The following is a 17969-nucleotide window of genomic DNA, read 5'->3' on the forward strand; positions in this document are numbered from 1 at the left end:
TGCCCAGCGACGAGAAGGTCGTGAACTTGTCGAAGGCGCCCGGCTGCAGCCCGGACGTTCCGTAGGCCCCCTTGATCCGCATCGACGAGAAGACCTCGCTGTCCCACTGCTCGCTCGGGACGATGGCGAAGTTGGCCTTCGGGTAGAAAGCGGTGTTGAAGGCCTCACCGAACGCCGAGTTGGCATCCCAGCGAGCCCCCACCGTGAGGAAGAGCCAGTTGTCGTATCCGATCTGGTCCTGTACGTAGCCGCCGAGCTGCGTCACCCGCAGCCAGTTCTCGAACGAGGACTCGGAACCCAGCGCCGAAAGAGTCTCGAGGCCGGGGCCGGGGAAGTCGCGTCCGTCTCCCCCCGCCGACTGCACCGTGCGCAGGAATCCCTGGCCGCCGAAGAGCAGCGTGTTCTCGATCCGGTCGGTGCTAAAGACGTAGGAGCCCTTAATGTCGGCCGTGAGTTCGCGGCTGCGATTCTCGTTGACGTCCCGGCTCCCCTCGGGGGTCGAGCCCGAGAAGCCGTCCACGTTCCACCGATAGGGCCGGAAACTCACCGCGTCGTCGGACGTGAAGTCGATCCCGAAGGTCCCGTTGAGGTTGAAAGCTTCGGTGGGCGAGAAGTCGATGTTTGTGGAGCCCGCGAAGTGCTGCGAGTTCACGAAGTTCAACTGGTACGCGTTCTCGCGCAGCGTGGCGAACGCCGGCTGGCCGTATTGGTTGATCTGCCCTAGTTCCGGGTCGTTGTTGGCGAGCCGCAGCTGAGACATGAGCGCCGATGAGAACACGCCGTAGATGTTGTTCGAGTTGTCGGGCGTGTGGTGCTCCATGTCCGAATACAGCGTCGTCACGCCGATGCGCAGGTCGCTGCTCGGGATCAGCGTGAAGTTGGTGTGGATCGAAGCGCGGCGGTTCGTGTCGTTCTCGGGGTCCAGCCCCTCCACGACCTCGAAGTTCCGCGACGCGTCGTAAGGGCCGTCCTCGGTCGCGAGGCGCGCGGAGGCGAAGTACTGGAACACGCTCGTTCCGCCCTGGAGGGATCCGGAGTACGTCTGGCCGAATCCGGTGGTGAGCAGATCGGGAATCAGGTCGCGCTCGACCGGGGTCCAGGGCGACACGGACTCTCCCCAGCGGTTCGACATCAGGTTGACGGCATCCGCCAGCCGCTGGGCGTCGCCGTCTCCCGTGCATCCGGGACTCGCGCAGGCCCGGCCGGCGAAGTCCGCGAGCGGCAGGATGCGGTTCGTCGGCACGGAGATCCCGGTCAGGTCGGCCCGCAGCGTAAAGCGCGGACGTCCGATGGTGCCGCGCTTCGTGAAGATCTGGATCACGCCGTTCGAGGCCTCCGTCCCGTACAGCGTCGCCGCCGCGGCGCCCTTCAGGATCTCGACGCGCTCGATGGACTCGGGCGGGATGTCGTCGAGGCGGGAGGGGTTCCCCTGCCCGTTGAAGTTCTGCACCGCGGAGCGGTCCACGCGGATCCCGTCAACGTAGACGATCGGTTCGTTCAGCTGCGACAGCGACGCCGACCCGCGGATGCGGATGCGGGCGCCTTCGCCCGTGTAGCCCGACGAGGGCAGCGCCACCACGCCGGGCTCGCGGCCCGCGATGAACTGGCTGAAGTCGGAGATCGGCGCATTCTCGAGCTCCGCCGCGTCCAGCGTCGCGATCGTGTGGCCGAGCCGGCGCTTCTCCGTCGCAACGCCGGTGCCCGTCACGACGATCTCGTCCATCTGGACCGCGGTGACGATGAGGGCGAAGTTGACCGTCTGGGTCTCGCCGGCGGCGACGGTCACGGTCTCGGAGGCCTGACGGTAGCCGACCAGGCGGACCGTAAGCGTCTGCTCCCCGGCGGGGACGTTGAGCAGGACGAAGTCTCCGCTGGCGTTCGTGAAGGTCCCGATTCCGGTGCCTTCGATGAACACCTGCACGGACGACAGCGGTCGGAGGGAGCCCTCTTCCGTCACCTGGCCCGCGATGCTGCCCGCACCCTGGCCGCTGAGGCCCGGTGCGAGGCAGGCGAGCGCGAAGACGGCGGCTCCCCATGCTCCGATAGTGCGACAAGCGATGCCTTTCATGCGGCACTCCTTGGGCTGCAGGGTCGAAAACGACCGAACGGTCCGCTTCCGTTTCCTTCAACTCGTTCCACGATTTATAGGTTCAGCAACCCTCTCCGTAAAGGGCTCCCCCCCCGAGAGGGGGGCGCGCAGACCGCCGGCAGGCTGCTAGAAGCGGACGCGGATCCCGAGTTGAGCCCGCCGCGTGTCACCGAGGCCGCTCCGGATGGTGCCGTCGAAGTTGAACAGGAGGCCGGTCTGCGCGGTGTCGAGGAAGTTGTCGGCGCCCGTCAGATTGAAGACCTCCAGAATCGGCTCGACCGTGCGTCCGCCCCCGACATCGAAGGCCTTCGAGAGTCGCAGATCCCACGTGAAGAAGTCGTTCTCGCGCCGGAGCGTGTTGCGCCTGAGGACGGATCCATCGGCGCACACGCGGTCCCCCGGGGCTCCCGCGCGCTGACCCGCGGGGGCTGCGAGAGGATTCGCCGCGGTCGGGCCGCAACTTTCCGACATCGGCGATGCGGAGAGGTATCGGAAGACGTGGTTGAGGACGATCCCGCGCCCGAGATCGAAGAGCGCAAAACCGGTCAGCTGGTGCCGCCGGTCCCGGATCGACCAGTTGTATTCGGGCTCGAAATCGGTTGCGGTCGCATAGAAGAAGTTGAACGGATCCCGTTCGTTATCGTCATCCGACCTGTCGAAGCCCATCGTGTAGTTCGCGTCGAAACTCAGCCTTCCGTCGAGCGCGGCGTCCCCGCGCAGTCCGAGCGTGATCGCGTTGTAGCGGGAGCGGGCGCTGCTCTCGGTCACGGTGACCGTCCCCAGGGCGCTGGCCCCTTCGGCGAAGGGCGCGCCGAGTTCCGCCGCGTTTCGGTCCACGAAGCGGAACAGGTTGTCCGTGCGGGCGTGCTGCAGCGAGAGCGTCACCGCCGCGTTCTCGCTCAGCGCCTGCTCGATGGCGACGTTGAAGGACCAGGTCCGCGGCAGTTCGAGGTTGCGATCCGCGATGTTCACGCCGGGCTGGAAGGGCGGCGTGCCCGGCGGGGGCGGTGTCAGGAATTCCCCGATCTGCGGCGGCGGTGGAAGGAAGGTCGCGTCGCTGGCCGCGAACTGCGTGCCCTGGAAGGCGCCGTTCGTCGTCCGGTGCTGCGCGAACACCAGCATCGGGATGCGCGAGAAGTAGGACCCGGCGTTCAGGCGGACGAGGGTGCGCCCATCGTCCCGTGGATCCCAGGCGAGCCCGAAGCGCGGCTGGAAATTGTCGAGGTCGTCCGGGATCGTCCCGTCGGACGGGAAGCCCGAGGTCCCGACCCATGATCCATAGAAGGTGTCCCCGGGCTCGATGAACATCCCCGGGTGCCACGACGCCTCCCAGCGCACGCCGAGGTTCAGGGTGAGGTTGTCACGCGGGCGCCACGTGTCCTGGATGAAGAGCCCGAGTTCGTGCATCGAGAAGTCCTGCAAGCCCAGCTGGTCGGCCGGGGTGTTCCCCAGCGTGAGGGCCTGCAGGTAGAGGAGTACGGGGCCGGTGATCGCGGTCCCCGGCGGACAGACGCCTTCCGCGCTGTCGGAACCGTCGGAGCAGGTGACGTACCGGTTCCCCTGCGTGACGAAGTTCATGAACCCGTCGACGGAGGAAAACTTGTAGAGGCCGTTCGCGAAGCCGATGAACTGCTGGCCGACCCCCGTCCGGTTGTACTCGACGCCGACCTTGACCAAGTGGTCCCCCGCGAGGAAGGAGAGGTTGTCGACGAGCTGGATCCGGGTGTCGTAGCCGGGGTCGATGGGGAGGAAGAAGGGCATCCCGATGCGGAACCCATCCGCGAAATCCATCGCGATGTCCGGGAAGGGGCGGCCGCCGATCGCGGAGAAGGCCGGCTGCGGCGGCGGGGCGGAGCCCGGAAGCAGGGGTCCGTCGTAGCCCCGGGGCCGATCCTCGCGCGCGTACTGGAAGCGGAACTCGTTGGAGACGGTGTTGGAGAGCTGCGATCTGAGGCTCGCGTTGATCGCGTGGGAGAAGTCCTCCTCCAGGCCGTTGGCGCTGAGACCCCAGGAATCCACGTCGAAGGTCCCGTTCACCTGCTGGGACCAGGTGTAGTTGTACTTGAAGGATGCCTGGTGGCGGTCGCTGAGGTGGAAATCGAGCTTCGCGATCAGGGCCCGGTTGTCGTCGGTGCGGCGGATCGGGCCGAACTCGTCGTCGAACAGGCCGGGCCACTGCGCTTGAAGGAAGTTCTCCAGCTTCTCGAGCTCGGACCGGTTCACGACGTTGCGCGTGAACTGCTTCGTCTCGTTCGCCTTCTGCTGGTCGTAGGCGACGAAGAAAAAGGCCTTGTCGCGCACGATCGGGCCGCCGACGGTGAAGCCGAACTGGCCGCGTCCGAACTCGGGCTTTCCGCCTCCGCGCTCGCCCGGGTACGCCGTGGAGATCGCATCCCACTGGCCGAAGTAGTGCGCGGAGCCCGTGAACTCGTTCGTCCCCGACTTCGTGACGACGTTCACGAAGCCTCCCGCGGAGCGCCCGAACTCCGCGGACGCCCCCTGGTTCACGACGACGATTTCCTCGATCGCGTCCTGGTTGAAGGTGAAGGCGGGACGCTGGCCGCCCCGCTGCTCGCCGAAAAAGGGGCTGTTGAAGTCCGCTCCGTCCACGGAAACGTTGTTGAAGATCCCCCGCTGTCCTCCGATGTTGAGGACTTCGCCGTCCGGACCCTGCGACACGGAAACGCCCGGAGTGAGGAGCGTGTAGTCGAGGAAGTTGCGGCCGTTGTTGGGCAGGTTGTCGACGACTTCCTCCGCGAGGCGGTGGGAACTCGATGAGTCCTCGGTGTCGACGAGCGGCGTCCGGTCCGCCGTCACGGTGATGTCGGCCAGCGCGACGGGCCTGAATTCGAGTACGAGGTCGACGACCTCTCCCACCCGGAGTACGAGCCCTTCGGTACGCTCGTCGCCGAACTGGCCCACGGCCCTGGCGGTGACGTCGTAGACCCCCAGCGGAAGGAGCGTCCGCACGAACGCCCCGTTGGAGCCCGTCACGACGGTCGTCGCAAAGCCGGTCGCCCGGTGCTCGATGACCACGGCGGCGCCGGCGACGGGCGCCCCCACGGGATCGCGGACGACCCCGCGGATGACGCCGGTGGTCGCCTGGGCCTGCCCGGCCGCGTCCGCCACGGCGGCGCAGAACAGCGCGAGCACGGCGAACAGAAGGGTGGACCCGCGTCGGGATACCGAAACCCGGCATGGCCGCATGGACGACTCCTTGCTTCTCCTGGTGGAAGTGCGCGTCGGGACTCGGGGATCTGAAGATGGGCCCGGCAGGATTCGAACCTGCGACCTTGGGATTATGAGTCCCCTGCTCTAACCGGCTGAGCTACGGGCCCGGACGGAGCGTGAAACGTACGCGCCGCGACGCCTCGCACCAACGTCCCGGCAACCGCCACGGGAATGGCCGCGCTCCCGCGGTGCCACTGTTTCCGCGGCGCGATCACGGCGCGACCTCGACGCCGACCTCGGGACCGTCCCGCTCGATGATCTCTCCGATCACGGCGGACGCGTAGCCCGCCTCGGCGAGCGCGGACGATGCGGACGACGCCTCACGCGCCGGGACGGCCGCGAGCAGCCCGCCCGATGTCTGCGGGTCGAGAAGCAGGGTCCGCCGGTCGTCGGGGACGGCGTCATCCCACTGCACCTGCGACGCGTAGGCGTCCCGGTTCCGGGCCGTGCCGCCCGGGACGCACCCCTCCCCGGCGAGGCGCAGCGCTCCGGGGAGGAGTTTCGGCGCCGAAGCGCGGATCCGGGCGCTCGCGTCCGAGGCGCTGCACATCTCGAGCAGGTGGCCGAGGAGCCCGAATCCGGTGACGTCGGTGGCCGCGTGAACGTCGAAGCCGGAAAGAACGGCCGCCGCCTCGCGGTTGAGTTGTCGCATGGAATCGACGGCGACACGGAGGTCGTCGGGGTCCGTCACGCCGCGCTTGAGCCCTGTCGTGACAACGCCTGTTCCGAGCGCCTTGCCGAGTACGAGCGCATCCCCCGGCCGCGCACCGCCCTTCCTCCACAGGCGGTCGGGATCGCCGAGGCCGATGGCCACCAGTCCGAACTTCGGCTCCGCGTCGTCGATCGAGTGTCCCCCCGCCACGGCGATGCCGGCCTCGCGGCACACTTCCCCCGCGCCGCGGAGGATCGCGCCCACGATCTCGTCCGAGAGCGTTCCGGCGGGAACCGCGAGGATGTTGAGCGCGAAGATGGGGCGGGCCCGCATGGCGTACAGATCGCCGAGCGCGTTCGCGGCCGCGATGGCGCCGAAGTCCGCCGGATCGTCGACGAGCGGAGTGAAGAAGTCGAGGCTCGCGACGATGGCTTCCCCGTCGTCGAGCAGATACACGGCGGCGTCGTCCGGACCCTCGAGTCCCACGAGGAGCCGGTCATCGGGAACGTGCGGAACGTGCTGCAGGATGCGGCCCAGATCCTCCGGGCCGAGCTTGCACGCTCAGCCGGCTCCGTGAGAGTACTGGGTCAGGCGGGCCGCTTCGGCCGAGGGCGAGTTCATGGCGACCGAAGCTATGGCGACGCGAGGCGTCTCGCAGGGATTCCTACCAGTTCCGCTCCACGACGGGATCCTGGAAACGGTTGCGGCCCATCACGCGGTCGCGAATCGCCGCTTCCGCGTCGCCCGCCTGTTCGAGGAGCGCCGCCGCCTGTTCGGGCGACAGCATCTCCATCTCGCCGGAGCCCGCGGCCGCGGCGGCGCCGGCGCCGGCCCCCTGTGGAGACTGTCCCTGCCCGCCCTGCTGCTCCTCGCCGCCGCTCTCTCCCTCCTCCTCGAGCCAGCGCTCGACGAGTTCGAGGTTCCAGCGCGCGTCCTCATCGTCCACGCGGCGGCGGAGGACCTCGCGGAAGGCTTCGCGCGCCGCCTGGAGGGCGTTCCGACGCGCCGAGGGGTCGCTCTGGGCGAAACGGCCGTCGAGGGCCGTGCTGAGTCCGAGGTTGTAGAAGGCGCTCTCGCGCACCTCGTCCCGCTCGCTGCCGATCGAAAGTTCGAGAGGGGCCTGCGCCTCGGCGACCTGTCCGTCATGGAGGAGGGCCGTCCCGTAGTTGTAGTGGTCGATCGGCCGGTCTGAGGAAGCGGCTCGCTCCCGGTAGCGTGCGACGGCCTCGGATTCGGACGCCTGCGGTTCGCCGGCGCCGGCCTGACCGGCCGCCTGACCCGGCGCGGCCTGCGGCTCGCTCCCGGCAAACGCCGCGAGCGAGGCGGCCGCGGCCGCGAGCCCTAGGATCGCAACACTCCGCGTCGATTCAACCACGTGGCAACAGGAACCCTTCTCCCCAGAGGCTGACGAAGGCGAGCAGAAGCAAAGCCGCTACGGCCGCGTCGTCGGTCGACGTCAGGGGTTCCCGGCCGCCCTGCGCCAGTTCCCGCTCGATCGCGTCGATCCCGTCCGAACCGTCAACATAGCGGCCGCCGGTGCCGAGAGACATCTGCCTCAGCGAGGCCGCGTCCAACCGCGTGATGACGGGGCTCCCGTCCGGCCCCTGGAGCACCGAGGCGCCGCCCCGCCGCCGCGCGGCCATCGTCGGGTCCAGCGACGCCTCCCGCGTCAGGGGAATCTGCCCGCCGAGTTCGCTTCCGATCCCCACGGCGTGGATGACGATCCCCGCGTCCCGGGCCCGCCCGATCGCCTCACCGAGGGGCGCGCCGGCGGTTTCCTCGCCATCGGAGAAGACCACGATCGACTTGCGCGCGCCGTCCTCTCCGCCGGCGAGGAGATCGATCGCCTGCGTGAGGCCCGAGGCGAGCGAGGATCCGCCCAGCCCCACGGCCGCGGGCCGCACGCCCTCCGCCAGCATCTCGATCGCGCTCATGTCCGTGGTCAGCGGCGAGAGCACGTACGCGCGGCCCGCGAAGTAGACGACGCCCATCCGACCCTCCGTGCGCGTCGCGAGGTGGGCGGCCAGTTGCCGCTGCACCTCGAGCCGACTCGGCTCGACATCGCCCGCCAGCATCGAGTTCGACGCGTCGAGCACCAGGATCGTTTCCGCTCCCCCTTCGTCGAGACGCCGGGCCTCCGTCCCGCCGGAACCGGAGGCGAGGGCGATCGCGACGACGCCCGCTCCGAGCAGGGCCAGCCGAAGCGGTGGAAGGGCGTGGACCGGCAGCCGCACGTAGCGCTCGAGCAGCGACGTTTCGGCGAGCTTCTCGCGGTCGCCGCTCGACCGCCGCGAGGCGAGCAGCCTGAGCCCGATGGCCAGCGCCCCGAGCAGGAGGGCGACGGGGAGCGGGGCCACGGTCAAGTCCAGACCCGGCGGGAGCGCGTCGCCGCCACGAGGAGTTCAAGCATGACGAGCGCGAGCGCCGCGATGAGAAGTTGCCGGCGCATCCCGACCCGCTCCTCCGTCCGCACTTCCTTGATCGGGGTGGTCTCGAGTTCGTTGATCCGTTCGTAGATCCGCGTCAGTCCCTCGGGATCGGTCGCACGGAAGTAGATGCCTCCCGTGCGGGTCGCCATGTGATCGAGGAGTTCGTCGTTCACGTGGACGCGGATATTCGCGTACTGGTATCCGAAGGCCGTCCGGGCTACGGGCACGGGGGCGACCCCGTCGCGGCCGACGCCGATCGTGTAGACGCGGATGCCGAGGGAGGCGGCCGCGGCCGTCGCCTCTTCCGGCGAGATGCCGCCGCTGTTGTTGTCTCCGTCGGTGAGCAGAACGACGATGCGCGATTCCGGCTCCAGGTCGCGGAGCCGGTTCGCCGCCGTGGCGAGCGCGACGCCGATCGCCGTCCCGTCCCGGAGTTGTCCCGCCTCGAGCCGCTCCACGGCACTCTCCACGACCGCGTGGTCCAGCGTCCCCGGGACCATCGTGAGAGCCTCTCCGGCGAACGCGACGAGACCGATCCAGTCCGACTCCCTTCCCTCCACGAAGCGGATGACCTCCCGCTTCGCGACTTCGATGCGGTTGTCGGGCCGGAAATCCTCCGCCAGCATCGAGCTTGAGATATCGACGGCCAGCATGATCGCCACGCCCTCGCGCTCCGATTCCACGCGCTCCCATACCCGTACGGGATTGACGAGCGTGATGATGACGAGGCCGAGGGCGAGGGAGCGAAGGGCGGCCGGGAACCACCACCAGAACCGTCCCCGTCCCCGTCCACGGGATCCGGTGAGGCGGGCGATGTCCGGAAACGGGAGACGGATTCTGCCCGAGCCCATCAGGACCCACCCCAGCGGCAGCAACGCCAGCAGGAGGAGGAACGGCCAGCCGGGGAGTGCGAATTCGCTCACGCGCCACCTCCGTTTCCGCTCGGGCCGCCCTCTCCGGCACCTTGCCGCCCCGCACCATCCTCGGCGGCTTCGGCGGCGTCCGGCGCGCCGGACCCATCCGCCGGGGGCGAATCCGCCATGTCCGCGCGCACGAACGCCTCCCCGACGTCCAAGTCGCCGAGCGGACCCTCCCACTCCGTCCGCTTGCGCGCGAAACGGGCGAGAATCGAGTGGCGGAGCGCCGCGACGAGCCCGGCGTCGGAACCCCCGAGCCCGAGGAGTTCCTTCGAGGGCGCCCATCCGCGCGTCACATCCGCATAACGCCTAAGCGTGTCCTCGTAGCCGTCGTAGAACCGGTCGCCGCTCACCTCCTGCCCGACCCACCTCTCGCGAAGGCGCGCGAGGTCGCGAAGCGCGAGGTCGCCGGGACCGAGGGGGACCTCCGCGGCGGTCGCGGCGGCGCGGCCGCGACCCCAGGTCCACCAGGCGAGCCCGGCGAGCGCCGCAGCGAGCAGGAGCAGCCACCAGGGCAGCGCCCGCAGACTCAGGAGGGGACGCGGGTCCCTCAGCTCGAGCGGATCCTCCGCGGCCGGGAGCACGCTCGCGACGGGGACCGGTGGGGGCTGCAGCCGACGGACCACGCCGCCGGCGGCGGCGAGTTCCACCTCCACCGGCGGGATCACGAGCGTATCCGCGCGCCACGCGCGCATCGGGTACTCCGCTTCCCAGCGCCGACCCTCTTCGACAGACCGGATCTGCACCGGTCCCGTCTGCTCGATCGACTCCGGCCCGTCGATGAGCGCGGGGAAGCGAACCTCTCCGGATCTCTCCTGCCCGACGATGAGGCGGACCGTGAACTCCTCGCCGACCCGGACGGACGAAGGGAGGACCGTCGCCTCGAGGTCGACTGCGGCCTGGGCGGCCAGATCCGGGACGAACCCCGGCCCCGGGCCGAACCCTGGCCCCAGGCCGAACCCCAGCCCCAGGCCGAGGGCGATCCGGACCGCACACCGGGACCACCTCACCGAAGCCTCCGCCGGCCGCGGGCTGCGAAGAAGCCGGAGAGCCGGGACTCGTACGGGGTGTCGGTCCGCAGCCGCATGAGGTCGACATGGCAGTGCGCGCACAGCCGTTCCAGCGCCCGCGCTCCCGTGGTCGCGTGCTCCGCGAGCCGCTGCCGAAGCGCCGCGTCTCCGAGGTCGACCACGGCGCGGTCGCCCGTTTCGGGGTCCACGACTTCCACCCAGCCCGCTGCGGGGATCGTCGTTTCGGCGGGGTCGTCGATCGCGAGCGCAACGACGTCGTGGCGACCCGAGAGCCCCAGCAGCGGGCGGGCCAGGTTCCCGGCGCCCACGAAATCCGAGATCACGAACACGAGCGAGCGGACGGTCAACATGCGCGCCGCTGTGACGAGCGCGAGGTCGAGGTCCGTCCCCTTCCCCTCCGGCTGGACGGAAACCAGTTCATGCAGGAGGCGGAGGTTGCGGTTGCGGCCCCGTGCCGGCCGCACGTAGCGCTCGATCCGGTCGGAGAAGAGGAGCATGCCCACCGGGTCTCCCGCGCGCATCGCCGCGAGGGCCAGGGTGCTCGCCACCTCCGCGACGAGGTCGCGCTTCAGCGCCTTCCGCGTGCCGAACTCGTTCGAGGCGGAGACATCGACGACGAGGAGGACGGCGAGTTCCCGTTCCTCCACGAAACGCTTCACGTAGGGGCGGCGCATGCGGGCGGTCACCTTCCAGTCGATCGCCTGGAACGGGTCGCCCGGCTGATACTCGCGGACTTCGGAAAACTCGATGCCGTGTCCACGGAAGAGCGACGGGTAAGGTCCAAGAGCCGGGTTGTCCATGAACCGCCGGCTCTTCAACTCCAGCCGCCGAACTTCTTTCGACGCGGCGCCGGAGTCGGCCGTCGGCGCCGGCCGTCGCGGGCGCCACAGGAAACCGGGCAGCCTCACGGCAACGGCACGGTCTCCAGGAGATGGTCGAGGACGTGATCGGCATCGATCTGTTCGGCCTGCGCCTGGAAGGTCAGGACGAGCCGATGCCGAAGGACATCGCGGGCGATCGCTTTGACGTCCTCCGGAACCACGAAGGCTCGACCCTCGATGAAGGCGTGCGCGCGGGCGGCTCTCGCGAGGAAGATCGTGGCGCGCGGCGAGGCTCCGAATTCGATCCAGTCCACGAACTGCGCGAGGCCGTGGGCCGCGGGCTCACGCGTCGCGAGCACGAGCTGGAGGATGTAGTCCTCGAGTCGGCGGTCCACGTAGATCGCCGGAAGCATGGCGCGCGCGGCGAGGATGCGGTCCGGCTCCACGACGGCCTCGATCGGCGGCGGATCCTCTCCCGCCATGAGCCGCATGATGGACCGCTCCTCCTCGGGCGACGGGTAGCCGACCCGGGTCTTGAACATGAACCGGTCCACCTGCGCCTCGGGAAGCGGGTACGTCCCCTCGTGCTCGATGGGGTTCTGCGTGGCCATGACGAGGAACGGCACGGGGAGCGGATGCGTTTCTTCGCCGATCGTCACCTGCCGCTCCTGCATCGCCTCCAGGAGGGCGGACTGGACCTTGGCGGGCGCGCGGTTGATCTCGTCGGCGAGGACGATGTTCGCGAAGATCGGCCCCCGTTTCGGAGTGAAGGTGCCTGTCTTCTCCTCCCACACGAGCGTGCCCACGACGTCGGCGGGCAGCAGGTCCGGCGTGAACTGGATGCGCCGGAACGTAGTGTGGATCGCCTCGGCGAGTGTGCTGACGGTGAGCGTCTTCGCGAGCCCGGGAACACCTTCGAGCAGGATATGGCCACCCGTGAGGAGACTGATGAGAACGCGGTCGAGGAGAGCGTGCTGTCCGACGATTCGTTTGCCCAGTTCGTTTCGAACCTCGGCCACGAAGGTCCCCGCCTCACGGATCGCGGCCTGCTGGGTCTCGAGATCCTCTCCCGAGATCCGTTGGGCCGTCCCGGCTTCTCCGTTCATGCGCCTTCTCGCTGTCGCGGTGATGGTCGGTCTGCCAGCCGCCCGATGTTCACTCCCGAACCGCCCCGGAGCAAGCGGGGGCTGCCGCACGTTCGAGCGCCGCCCGCTCCTTCGGAGACAGCTCACGGGTCGCTCCCGCTGCCAGAGTGCCCAGCCGAATCGGACCGAACGAGGTCCTGCGCAACGTCCGCAGCGTGACGCCGAGCGAGGCGAGCATGCGTCGAATCTCCCGGTTTCTTCCTTCCGCCAGGACGATCTCGACGGTGGGCGACGACGCATGCGGAGGCGTGATCCAGCGAGCGCGGCGGGCGCGCGCGGGTCCGTCCTCGAGCGCCACGCCGGCCCGCAGCCGATCCGGCAGCCCCGCGGTCACGGGCCCGCGCAGTTCCGCATGGTAGACCCGCTCGATCCCGGTCCGGGGGTGGAGGAGCCGGTGCACGACATCCCCTTCGTTCGACAGGAGGAGGAGACCCTCGCTCATGAAATCCAGCCGGCCGACGTGAGGCAGGTGGCGGACCTCGGCGGGGAGCAGGTCGTAGATGATCGGGCGCCCGCGGGGATCATGCCGCGTGCAGGTGTACCCCGGCGGCTTGTTGAGCGCCAGCCAGAGCGCCGGCTTCAGGCGGATGCGGCGGCGGTCCACTTCGACGTGGGCGGAGTCCGGATCCACCGTGGTCCCGAGCTTCGTCACGACTTCGCCGTTCACGCGGACGCGGCCGCTGACAATGAGATCCTCGCTCCCACGACGGGAAGCCACCCCTGCCCTGGCAAGATACTTCTGCAGTCGCATCAGCCGCCCGCTGCTCGCGCAGCTAGTCGGCGCGTTCTTCCGGCGGCGGCGCGCCATCGGTGAACGCCTCCGGTTCCGTGCGCACGAGCGCCACGGACAGCTCCTCCGGCGCCGGGAGATCCTCCAGCGACTGCAGGGCGAAGTGATCCAGAAAACGGGGTGTCGTCCCGTAAAGGAGCGGCCGCCCGAGCCCCTCTCCCCGCCCCACGATCTCGATCAGCTCCCAGTCCTGGAGCGTGCGCAGCACCGAGGTGGACGCCACGCCGCGAATCTCCTCGACCTCGATCCGACCGATGGGCTGCCGGTACGCGATGATCGCGAGCGTCTCGAGCGCGGCCCGGGAAAGCGTCGGAGGCCGGGGCACCGACTCGAACCGCTCGAGGTACGGCACGAACTCCGGACGCGTGAGAATCTGGAATCCGTCCCCCAGCTGGTAGACCTGGAAGGCCCGTCCGTCCGTGTCGTAGTGCTCGCGCAGCGCGGCGAGCGCCTCCCGGACGCGCCGGACGTCGAGCGCGTCGTCCGCCCGGGCGAGTTCGCGGGCGGTGAGCGGCGTCTGACTCGCGAACAGGGCGGCTTCCACGATCTGCTCGGGACTCACGCCGTTCCCTCTCCCCCGTTATCCCGCGAGCGGGGTCCGAACAGCCAGATCGCCCCGAATCGCTTCACCTGCTCGAGCCTCAGGAGCTGCTGTCTGGCGAGCTCCAGACAGGCGAGCAGCGCCGCGACGACGTGCTGCCGCTCCTGCCACGAATCGAATAGCCGGTTGAACGGCACCCGACGGCTCTCGCCCAGCAGACGTCGGATGACGACGATCTTGTCCTCGACCGGGACGATGCGAATGGGGGCGACGTGCGCCGTCGCGGGATCCGCGGCCCGGATATCGCCGAGCACCGCCAGGAAGTCGCCGAGCGTCGTCGCGAGTTCGAGGTCCTCGGCCTCGCGCGGCGGTCGCGGAGGCAGGAAGCCCTTCGACATGTGTCGCCGCCGCTCCAGTTCGGCCGCGCCCAGAGTCCGCGCAACCTCCTGAAACAGCTCGTACTCCAGGAGGCGCCGCACGAGTTCGGCCCGGGGATCATCTTCCCATTCCGTGTCGCTGCGCCCCGGCAGCAGGAGTTGCGCCTTGATGTGGACGAGGGTCGCGGCGAGCTCCAGAAACTCCCCGGCGCGATCGAGCTCCACGCGATCAAGGCCCTCGGTGAGGGCTTCCTGGAACTGCCGGGTAATGGTGGAGATCGGGATATCGAAGATGTCGATGTCCTGCGACCGGATGAGGTGCAGGAGGAGATCCAGGGGACCCTGAAACCGGTCGAGCTCCACGACGAACGGCTGCGCCGCCCGCTGGCTTGGAAGTCGATTGGGAACCGCCGTCAAGAAACCTCCCTGCGCGCTCGGGCCGGCGGAAACCGAGGATCGCCGACCGGTCCGTGCCCAATGTAGCACGGGCATCCCGCGGCGCGTACCCCCGACACATGCGTTCCGCCGGACGTTCCGCCGGTCATTCCGAGTTGGAGGTATCGGGCAAGTCTCGTATGTTTCCGTGTTGATTTTCGGACGGATCGGAGCGGCCGTCTGCGAACCGCCTCGCCGACCGCCGCACGGGGAAGAAAAAAGAAGGAATCGAATGCCGAATAACGAGAGTCAGAAGAAGCGGCTGCGCCAGTCGCGTGCGAGGAGACTCCGGAACCGCCAGGTGCGGTCCGAGATCCGGACGAGGACGAAGCACCTCCTCGCGACGAAGTCGCCGGACGAGGCCACGCCGGCGCTGTCCGAACTGTACCGCATTCTCGACAGAGCGACCCGCCGAAACGTCATCAAGGCAAACGCCGCCGCCCGTCAGAAGGCGCGAGCGGCCCGGCACGTCAACAGCCTGGGGTAGCGTCCCGCTCCGCCTGACCGCGGGGTCCTGCCACGGCCCGCCAGGCCGGCGCCGTCAGGTCGGCGCGGGTCAGTCGTGGTAGCGGGTCTCGCCGCCGACGATCGTGCGCTTCACGCGTCCCGTCACCTCCCACCCGATGAAGGGCGTGTTCCGGCTCTTCGAGCGGAAGCTCGCGGGGTCGACCGTCCACTCCTCCTCCGGATCGAAGAGGACGATGTCCGCTCGACTGCCGGGGCGCAGGGTGCCGCCCTCGATCCCCATCAACCGGGCTGGCGCCGTGGACATCCGCTCGACTAGATCGAAGAGCGGGAGATCCCCCGGCTTCACGAGTTCGCCGATGCACACGGCGAGCGCGGTCTCGAGACCGACGATGCCGAACGGCGCATCGTCGAACTCGCGTTCCTTCTCCTCGTAGTGGTGCGGGGCGTGGTCCGTGGCCACGCACTCCAGCACCCCGTCGATGAGCCCCTGCCGCACCGCAAGGCGGTCGGCCGCGGACCGGAGCGGCGGGTTCATCTTGGCCTCCGTGCGATAGCCGCGCACCGCCTCTTCCGTCAGCGCCATGTGGTGAGGTGAGGCCTCGCCGCTTACCCGCACGCCGCGCTCGCGGGCGGCGCGGATGAGTTCGACCGCTTCGCGGGTCGAGACGTGCTGAACGTGTACGTGCCCGCCGGTGAGTTCCGCGAGATAGATGTCCCGCGCGACGATCGTGGCCTCCGAGGCGTTCGGGATCCCGCGCAGGCCGAGCGCGGTGGCCACGGCGCCTTCGTTCATCACCCCTCCCGCCGAGAGCGCCATGTCCTCCGCATGCTGAAGGACGGGGATCCCGAAGGACTGCGTGTACTCGAGCAGGCGCCGCATGAGCGCCGGGTCGTGGATCGGGTGTCCGTCGTCGGTGACCGCGACCGCGCCCGCCTCGACGAGGCCGCCGATTTCGGTCATCTGCTCTCCGGCGAGGCCGAGCGAGGCGGCGGCCACGGGACTCACGCGCGCCCCGCCCTCCCCTTTCCGGGCCCAGCGCCGCGCCTCTTCCCGCACGAAGCCGACCGCGGCGGGGTCGTCTAGCGGCGGATCCGTGTTCGGCATCGCCCAGATCGTCGTGAAGCCGCCCGCCGCCGCGGACTGCGCGCCCGTGCGGATCGTCTCCTTGTGCTCGGCGCCCGGCTCCCTCAGGTGGACGTGCACGTCGATCAGCCCCGGCGCGACGACGAGTCCCCGCGCCTCGACCCGGGGGATGCCCTCCGGCCCCGCCAGGCCCTGCTCGACCGCTTCGATCCGTCCATCCCGCACGAGGACGTCCCGCACCTCGTTCAGCCCCGAGGAGGGATCGATCACCCGGCCGCCGGCGAGAAGGAGCGACCCGCTCACGGCCCCGCCCCCTTGGCGTCTTCGGCCCACTCCGGACGTCCGCCCGCGAGCAGATAGAGGACGGCCATCCGCACGGCGACCCCGTTCGTCACCTGCGGGAGGATCACCGAGCGCGGACCGTCCGCCACATCGGAGTCGATCTCGACGCCCCGGTTCATGGGCCCGGGGTGGAGGACGATCATCTCGTCACCCGCGCGGCCGAGGCGCTCCGAGCTGACGCCGAACACCCGGTTGTACTCGCGCAGCGAGGGGACGTAGCCGCCCTCCATCCGTTCGAGCTGAAGCCGCAGCACGTAGAGCACATCGCACCATTCGATCGCCTCCTCGATCGAGTCCAGCCGCTGCACGCCCAGCTCCTCGATCCCGGCCGGGATCAGCGTGCGCGGCCCGCACACGGCGACGTCGGCCCCGCACTTCAGGAGGCCCCAGATGTTCGAGCGCGCGACTCGGGAGTGGAGGATGTCGCCGACGATGCACACGCGCCGGCCCGCGATGGCCCCGAACCGGTCCCGGATCGTCAACAGGTCGAGGAGCGCCTGTGTGGGATGCTCGTGCTGACCGTCGCCGGCGTTGATGACGTTGGAGGGAATCCGGTCCGCGAGGAACTTCGCCGCGCCGGACGATCCGTGACGCACGACGACCATGTGAATCCTCATCGCCTCGAGGTTGCGCGCCGTGTCGACGAGCGTCTCGCCCTTCTGCACGGAGGAGCCCGCGGAGGAGATGTTCACCGTATCGGCAGAGAGCCGCTTCTCCGCGAACTCGAAGCTGATGCGGGTCCGGGTCGAGGGTTCGAGGAAGAGGTTGACGATCGTCTGCCCGCGGAGGACCGGCACCTTCTTGATCTTGCGCTCGCTGATCTCCTTGAAGGGCTCCGCGGTATCGAGAATCGCCTCGATCTGGCCCCCCGTGAGGGATTCGAGTCCGATGAGGTCCTTTCCGAACTCGAGCTCCCGCCCCTGGGTCGTCATGCCCCCGCCTCCGGAGCGGCGGGCAGGGCGACGATGTCGACGCCCCAGTCGCCGTCCGTGTCCGCGACGCGCACCGCCACGTCCTGGTTAGGGCCGACTTCGATCACGCGGCCGACGTAGTCGGGCTGGATCGGGAGCTGGCGTCCCCCGCGGTCCACGAGAACGCAGAGCTGGATCCGGCGCGCCCGCCCGAAGTCCGACAGCTCCCGGAGCGCGGCCCGGATCGTTCGTCCGGTGTGAAGCACGTCGTCGACGATGACGATGTGCGCATCTTCGATGGACTCCGGGATGCGGGTGGTCCCGACGAGAGGGAGCGCGCCGACCTGCCCGAAGTCGTCGCGGTAGAGCGTGATGTCGAGCGAACCGATGGGAACGGCGCCGCGCGTCGGCTCGAGGTGACGGCCTATCTCGGCCGCGATCGAATCGCCGCGGCGGTGGATGCCGATGAGGATGAGGCGGGCGTCGGGCTCGATCGCCCGGTCAAGCTGCGCGGAAAGCTCGGCAAGGAGCCCTCGGGCAGCGGCCTCGTCGAGGACGTTGTGCGTCAGTGTCGTCTCGGCTTCGCTCGATCCGTCGCGCGGCTCGGCGCCGGCAGCCGTGGCTGCTCGGGCGGCCTCCTCGGGCGGGAGTATAGATCGCCCCCCTGCCGCGATCAACGTCGCCCGCATCCCCTCTCCCCGCGTCG

At 69.4% G+C, this 17969-nt stretch carries 15 protein-coding genes, 1 tRNA gene and 1 pseudogene; 1 reads left to right on the forward strand and 16 read right to left on the reverse strand.

Going from position 1 to position 17969, the window contains the following annotated elements:
- The 13 genes and pseudogenes from RN729_RS00415 to RN729_RS00475 all read right to left on the reverse strand — a co-directional run.
- Positions 1-2068: TonB-dependent receptor (locus RN729_RS00415; protein WP_310781507.1), on the reverse strand; the 2068-nt coding region annotated here is incomplete at its 3' end.
- Between the two features lie 147 nt (positions 2069-2215).
- Positions 2216-5296, reverse strand: coding sequence for a carboxypeptidase regulatory-like domain-containing protein (locus RN729_RS00420; protein ID WP_310781508.1), 3081 nt, complete (start codon positions 5294-5296; stop codon positions 2216-2218).
- Between the two features lie 57 nt (positions 5297-5353).
- Positions 5354-5427 (reverse strand) — tRNA-Ile (locus tag RN729_RS00425).
- Positions 5428-5531: 104 nt separating this feature from the next.
- Positions 5532-6521, reverse strand: a pseudogene (gene selD, locus RN729_RS00430) (selenide, water dikinase SelD); the annotation flags it as partial.
- 115 nt (positions 6522-6636) lie between these two features.
- Entirely contained in the window at positions 6637-7347 is a 711-nt protein-coding gene (locus RN729_RS00435; RefSeq protein ID WP_310781509.1) for a hypothetical protein, read from the reverse strand.
- Complete coding sequence (locus tag RN729_RS00440; RefSeq protein ID WP_310781510.1) at positions 7340-8329, reverse strand: VWA domain-containing protein; 990 nt, start codon at positions 8327-8329, stop codon at positions 7340-7342. The genes RN729_RS00435 and RN729_RS00440 overlap by 8 nt, the downstream gene beginning before the upstream one ends.
- A gap of 2 nt (positions 8330-8331) precedes the next feature.
- Entirely contained in the window at positions 8332-9324 is a 993-nt protein-coding gene (locus RN729_RS00445; protein ID WP_310781511.1) for a VWA domain-containing protein, read from the reverse strand.
- Positions 9321-10328, reverse strand: coding sequence for a hypothetical protein (locus RN729_RS00450; protein WP_310781512.1), 1008 nt, complete (start codon positions 10326-10328; stop codon positions 9321-9323). Before RN729_RS00450 ends, RN729_RS00445 begins: the two co-directional genes overlap by 4 nt.
- Positions 10325-11167, reverse strand: a complete 843-nt coding sequence (locus RN729_RS00455) for a DUF58 domain-containing protein (RefSeq protein ID WP_310781513.1) — start codon at positions 11165-11167, stop codon at positions 10325-10327. The genes RN729_RS00450 and RN729_RS00455 overlap by 4 nt, the downstream gene beginning before the upstream one ends.
- Before the next feature lie 86 nt (positions 11168-11253).
- Positions 11254-12276, reverse strand: a complete 1023-nt coding sequence (locus tag RN729_RS00460) for a MoxR family ATPase (protein ID WP_310781514.1) — start codon at positions 12274-12276, stop codon at positions 11254-11256.
- Positions 12277-12325: 49 nt separating this feature from the next.
- The gene (locus RN729_RS00465; RefSeq protein ID WP_310781515.1) at positions 12326-13123 is read right to left on the reverse strand and encodes a pseudouridine synthase; all 798 of its coding nucleotides are present in this window, start codon (positions 13121-13123) and stop codon (positions 12326-12328) included.
- The gene (gene scpB, locus RN729_RS00470; RefSeq protein WP_310781516.1) at positions 13089-13667 is read right to left on the reverse strand and encodes an SMC-Scp complex subunit ScpB; all 579 of its coding nucleotides are present in this window, start codon (positions 13665-13667) and stop codon (positions 13089-13091) included. The genes RN729_RS00465 and scpB overlap by 35 nt, the downstream gene beginning before the upstream one ends.
- The gene (locus RN729_RS00475; protein WP_310781517.1) at positions 13664-14440 is read right to left on the reverse strand and encodes a segregation/condensation protein A; all 777 of its coding nucleotides are present in this window, start codon (positions 14438-14440) and stop codon (positions 13664-13666) included. Before RN729_RS00475 ends, scpB begins: the two co-directional genes overlap by 4 nt.
- Before the next feature lie 250 nt (positions 14441-14690).
- On the opposite strand from RN729_RS00475, the gene rpsT reads away from it, so the two are divergent.
- On the forward strand, positions 14691-14945 hold the full coding sequence (gene rpsT / locus RN729_RS00480) for a 30S ribosomal protein S20 (RefSeq protein ID WP_310781518.1): 255 nt from the start codon (positions 14691-14693) through the stop codon (positions 14943-14945).
- 69 nt (positions 14946-15014) lie between these two features.
- Here rpsT and RN729_RS00485 read toward each other — a convergent pair whose 3' ends face one another.
- The 3 genes from RN729_RS00485 to pyrR are packed head-to-tail and all read right to left on the reverse strand — an operon-like array spanning position 15015 to position 17952.
- Positions 15015-16313 (reverse strand): dihydroorotase, encoded by a 1299-nt coding sequence (locus tag RN729_RS00485; RefSeq protein ID WP_310781519.1) that lies wholly within the window; start codon positions 16311-16313, stop codon positions 15015-15017.
- The gene (locus RN729_RS00490) at positions 16310-17284 is read right to left on the reverse strand and encodes an aspartate carbamoyltransferase catalytic subunit (protein WP_310781520.1); all 975 of its coding nucleotides are present in this window, start codon (positions 17282-17284) and stop codon (positions 16310-16312) included. The genes RN729_RS00485 and RN729_RS00490 overlap by 4 nt, the downstream gene beginning before the upstream one ends.
- Positions 17281-17952: a bifunctional pyr operon transcriptional regulator/uracil phosphoribosyltransferase PyrR gene (gene pyrR / locus RN729_RS00495; RefSeq protein WP_310781521.1), complete on the reverse strand. Its 672-nt coding sequence runs from the start codon at positions 17950-17952 to the stop codon at positions 17281-17283. Before pyrR ends, RN729_RS00490 begins: the two co-directional genes overlap by 4 nt.
- Between the last annotated feature and the right edge of the window lie 17 nt (positions 17953-17969).

Source organism: Candidatus Palauibacter polyketidifaciens (assembly GCF_947581785.1).
Classification (GTDB): domain Bacteria; phylum Gemmatimonadota; class Gemmatimonadetes; order Palauibacterales; family Palauibacteraceae; genus Palauibacter; species Palauibacter polyketidifaciens.

Excerpts from the sequence above, each read along its gene's own strand:
- RN729_RS00460 (WP_310781514.1), bottom strand. The coding sequence starts at position 12,276 with ATGAACGGAGAAGCCGGGACGGCCCAACGGATCTCGGGAGAGGATCTC.
- rpsT (WP_310781518.1), top strand. The coding sequence starts at position 14,691 with ATGCCGAATAACGAGAGTCAGAAGAAGCGGCTGCGCCAGTCGCGTGCG.
- pyrR (WP_310781521.1), bottom strand. The coding sequence starts at position 17,952 with ATGCGGGCGACGTTGATCGCGGCAGGGGGGCGATCTATACTCCCGCCC.
- RN729_RS00490 (WP_310781520.1), bottom strand. The coding sequence starts at position 17,284 with ATGACGACCCAGGGGCGGGAGCTCGAGTTCGGAAAGGACCTCATCGGA.
- RN729_RS00420 (WP_310781508.1), bottom strand. The coding sequence starts at position 5,296 with ATGCGGCCATGCCGGGTTTCGGTATCCCGACGCGGGTCCACCCTTCTG.
- RN729_RS00465 (WP_310781515.1), bottom strand. The coding sequence starts at position 13,123 with ATGGCGCGCCGCCGCCGGAAGAACGCGCCGACTAGCTGCGCGAGCAGC.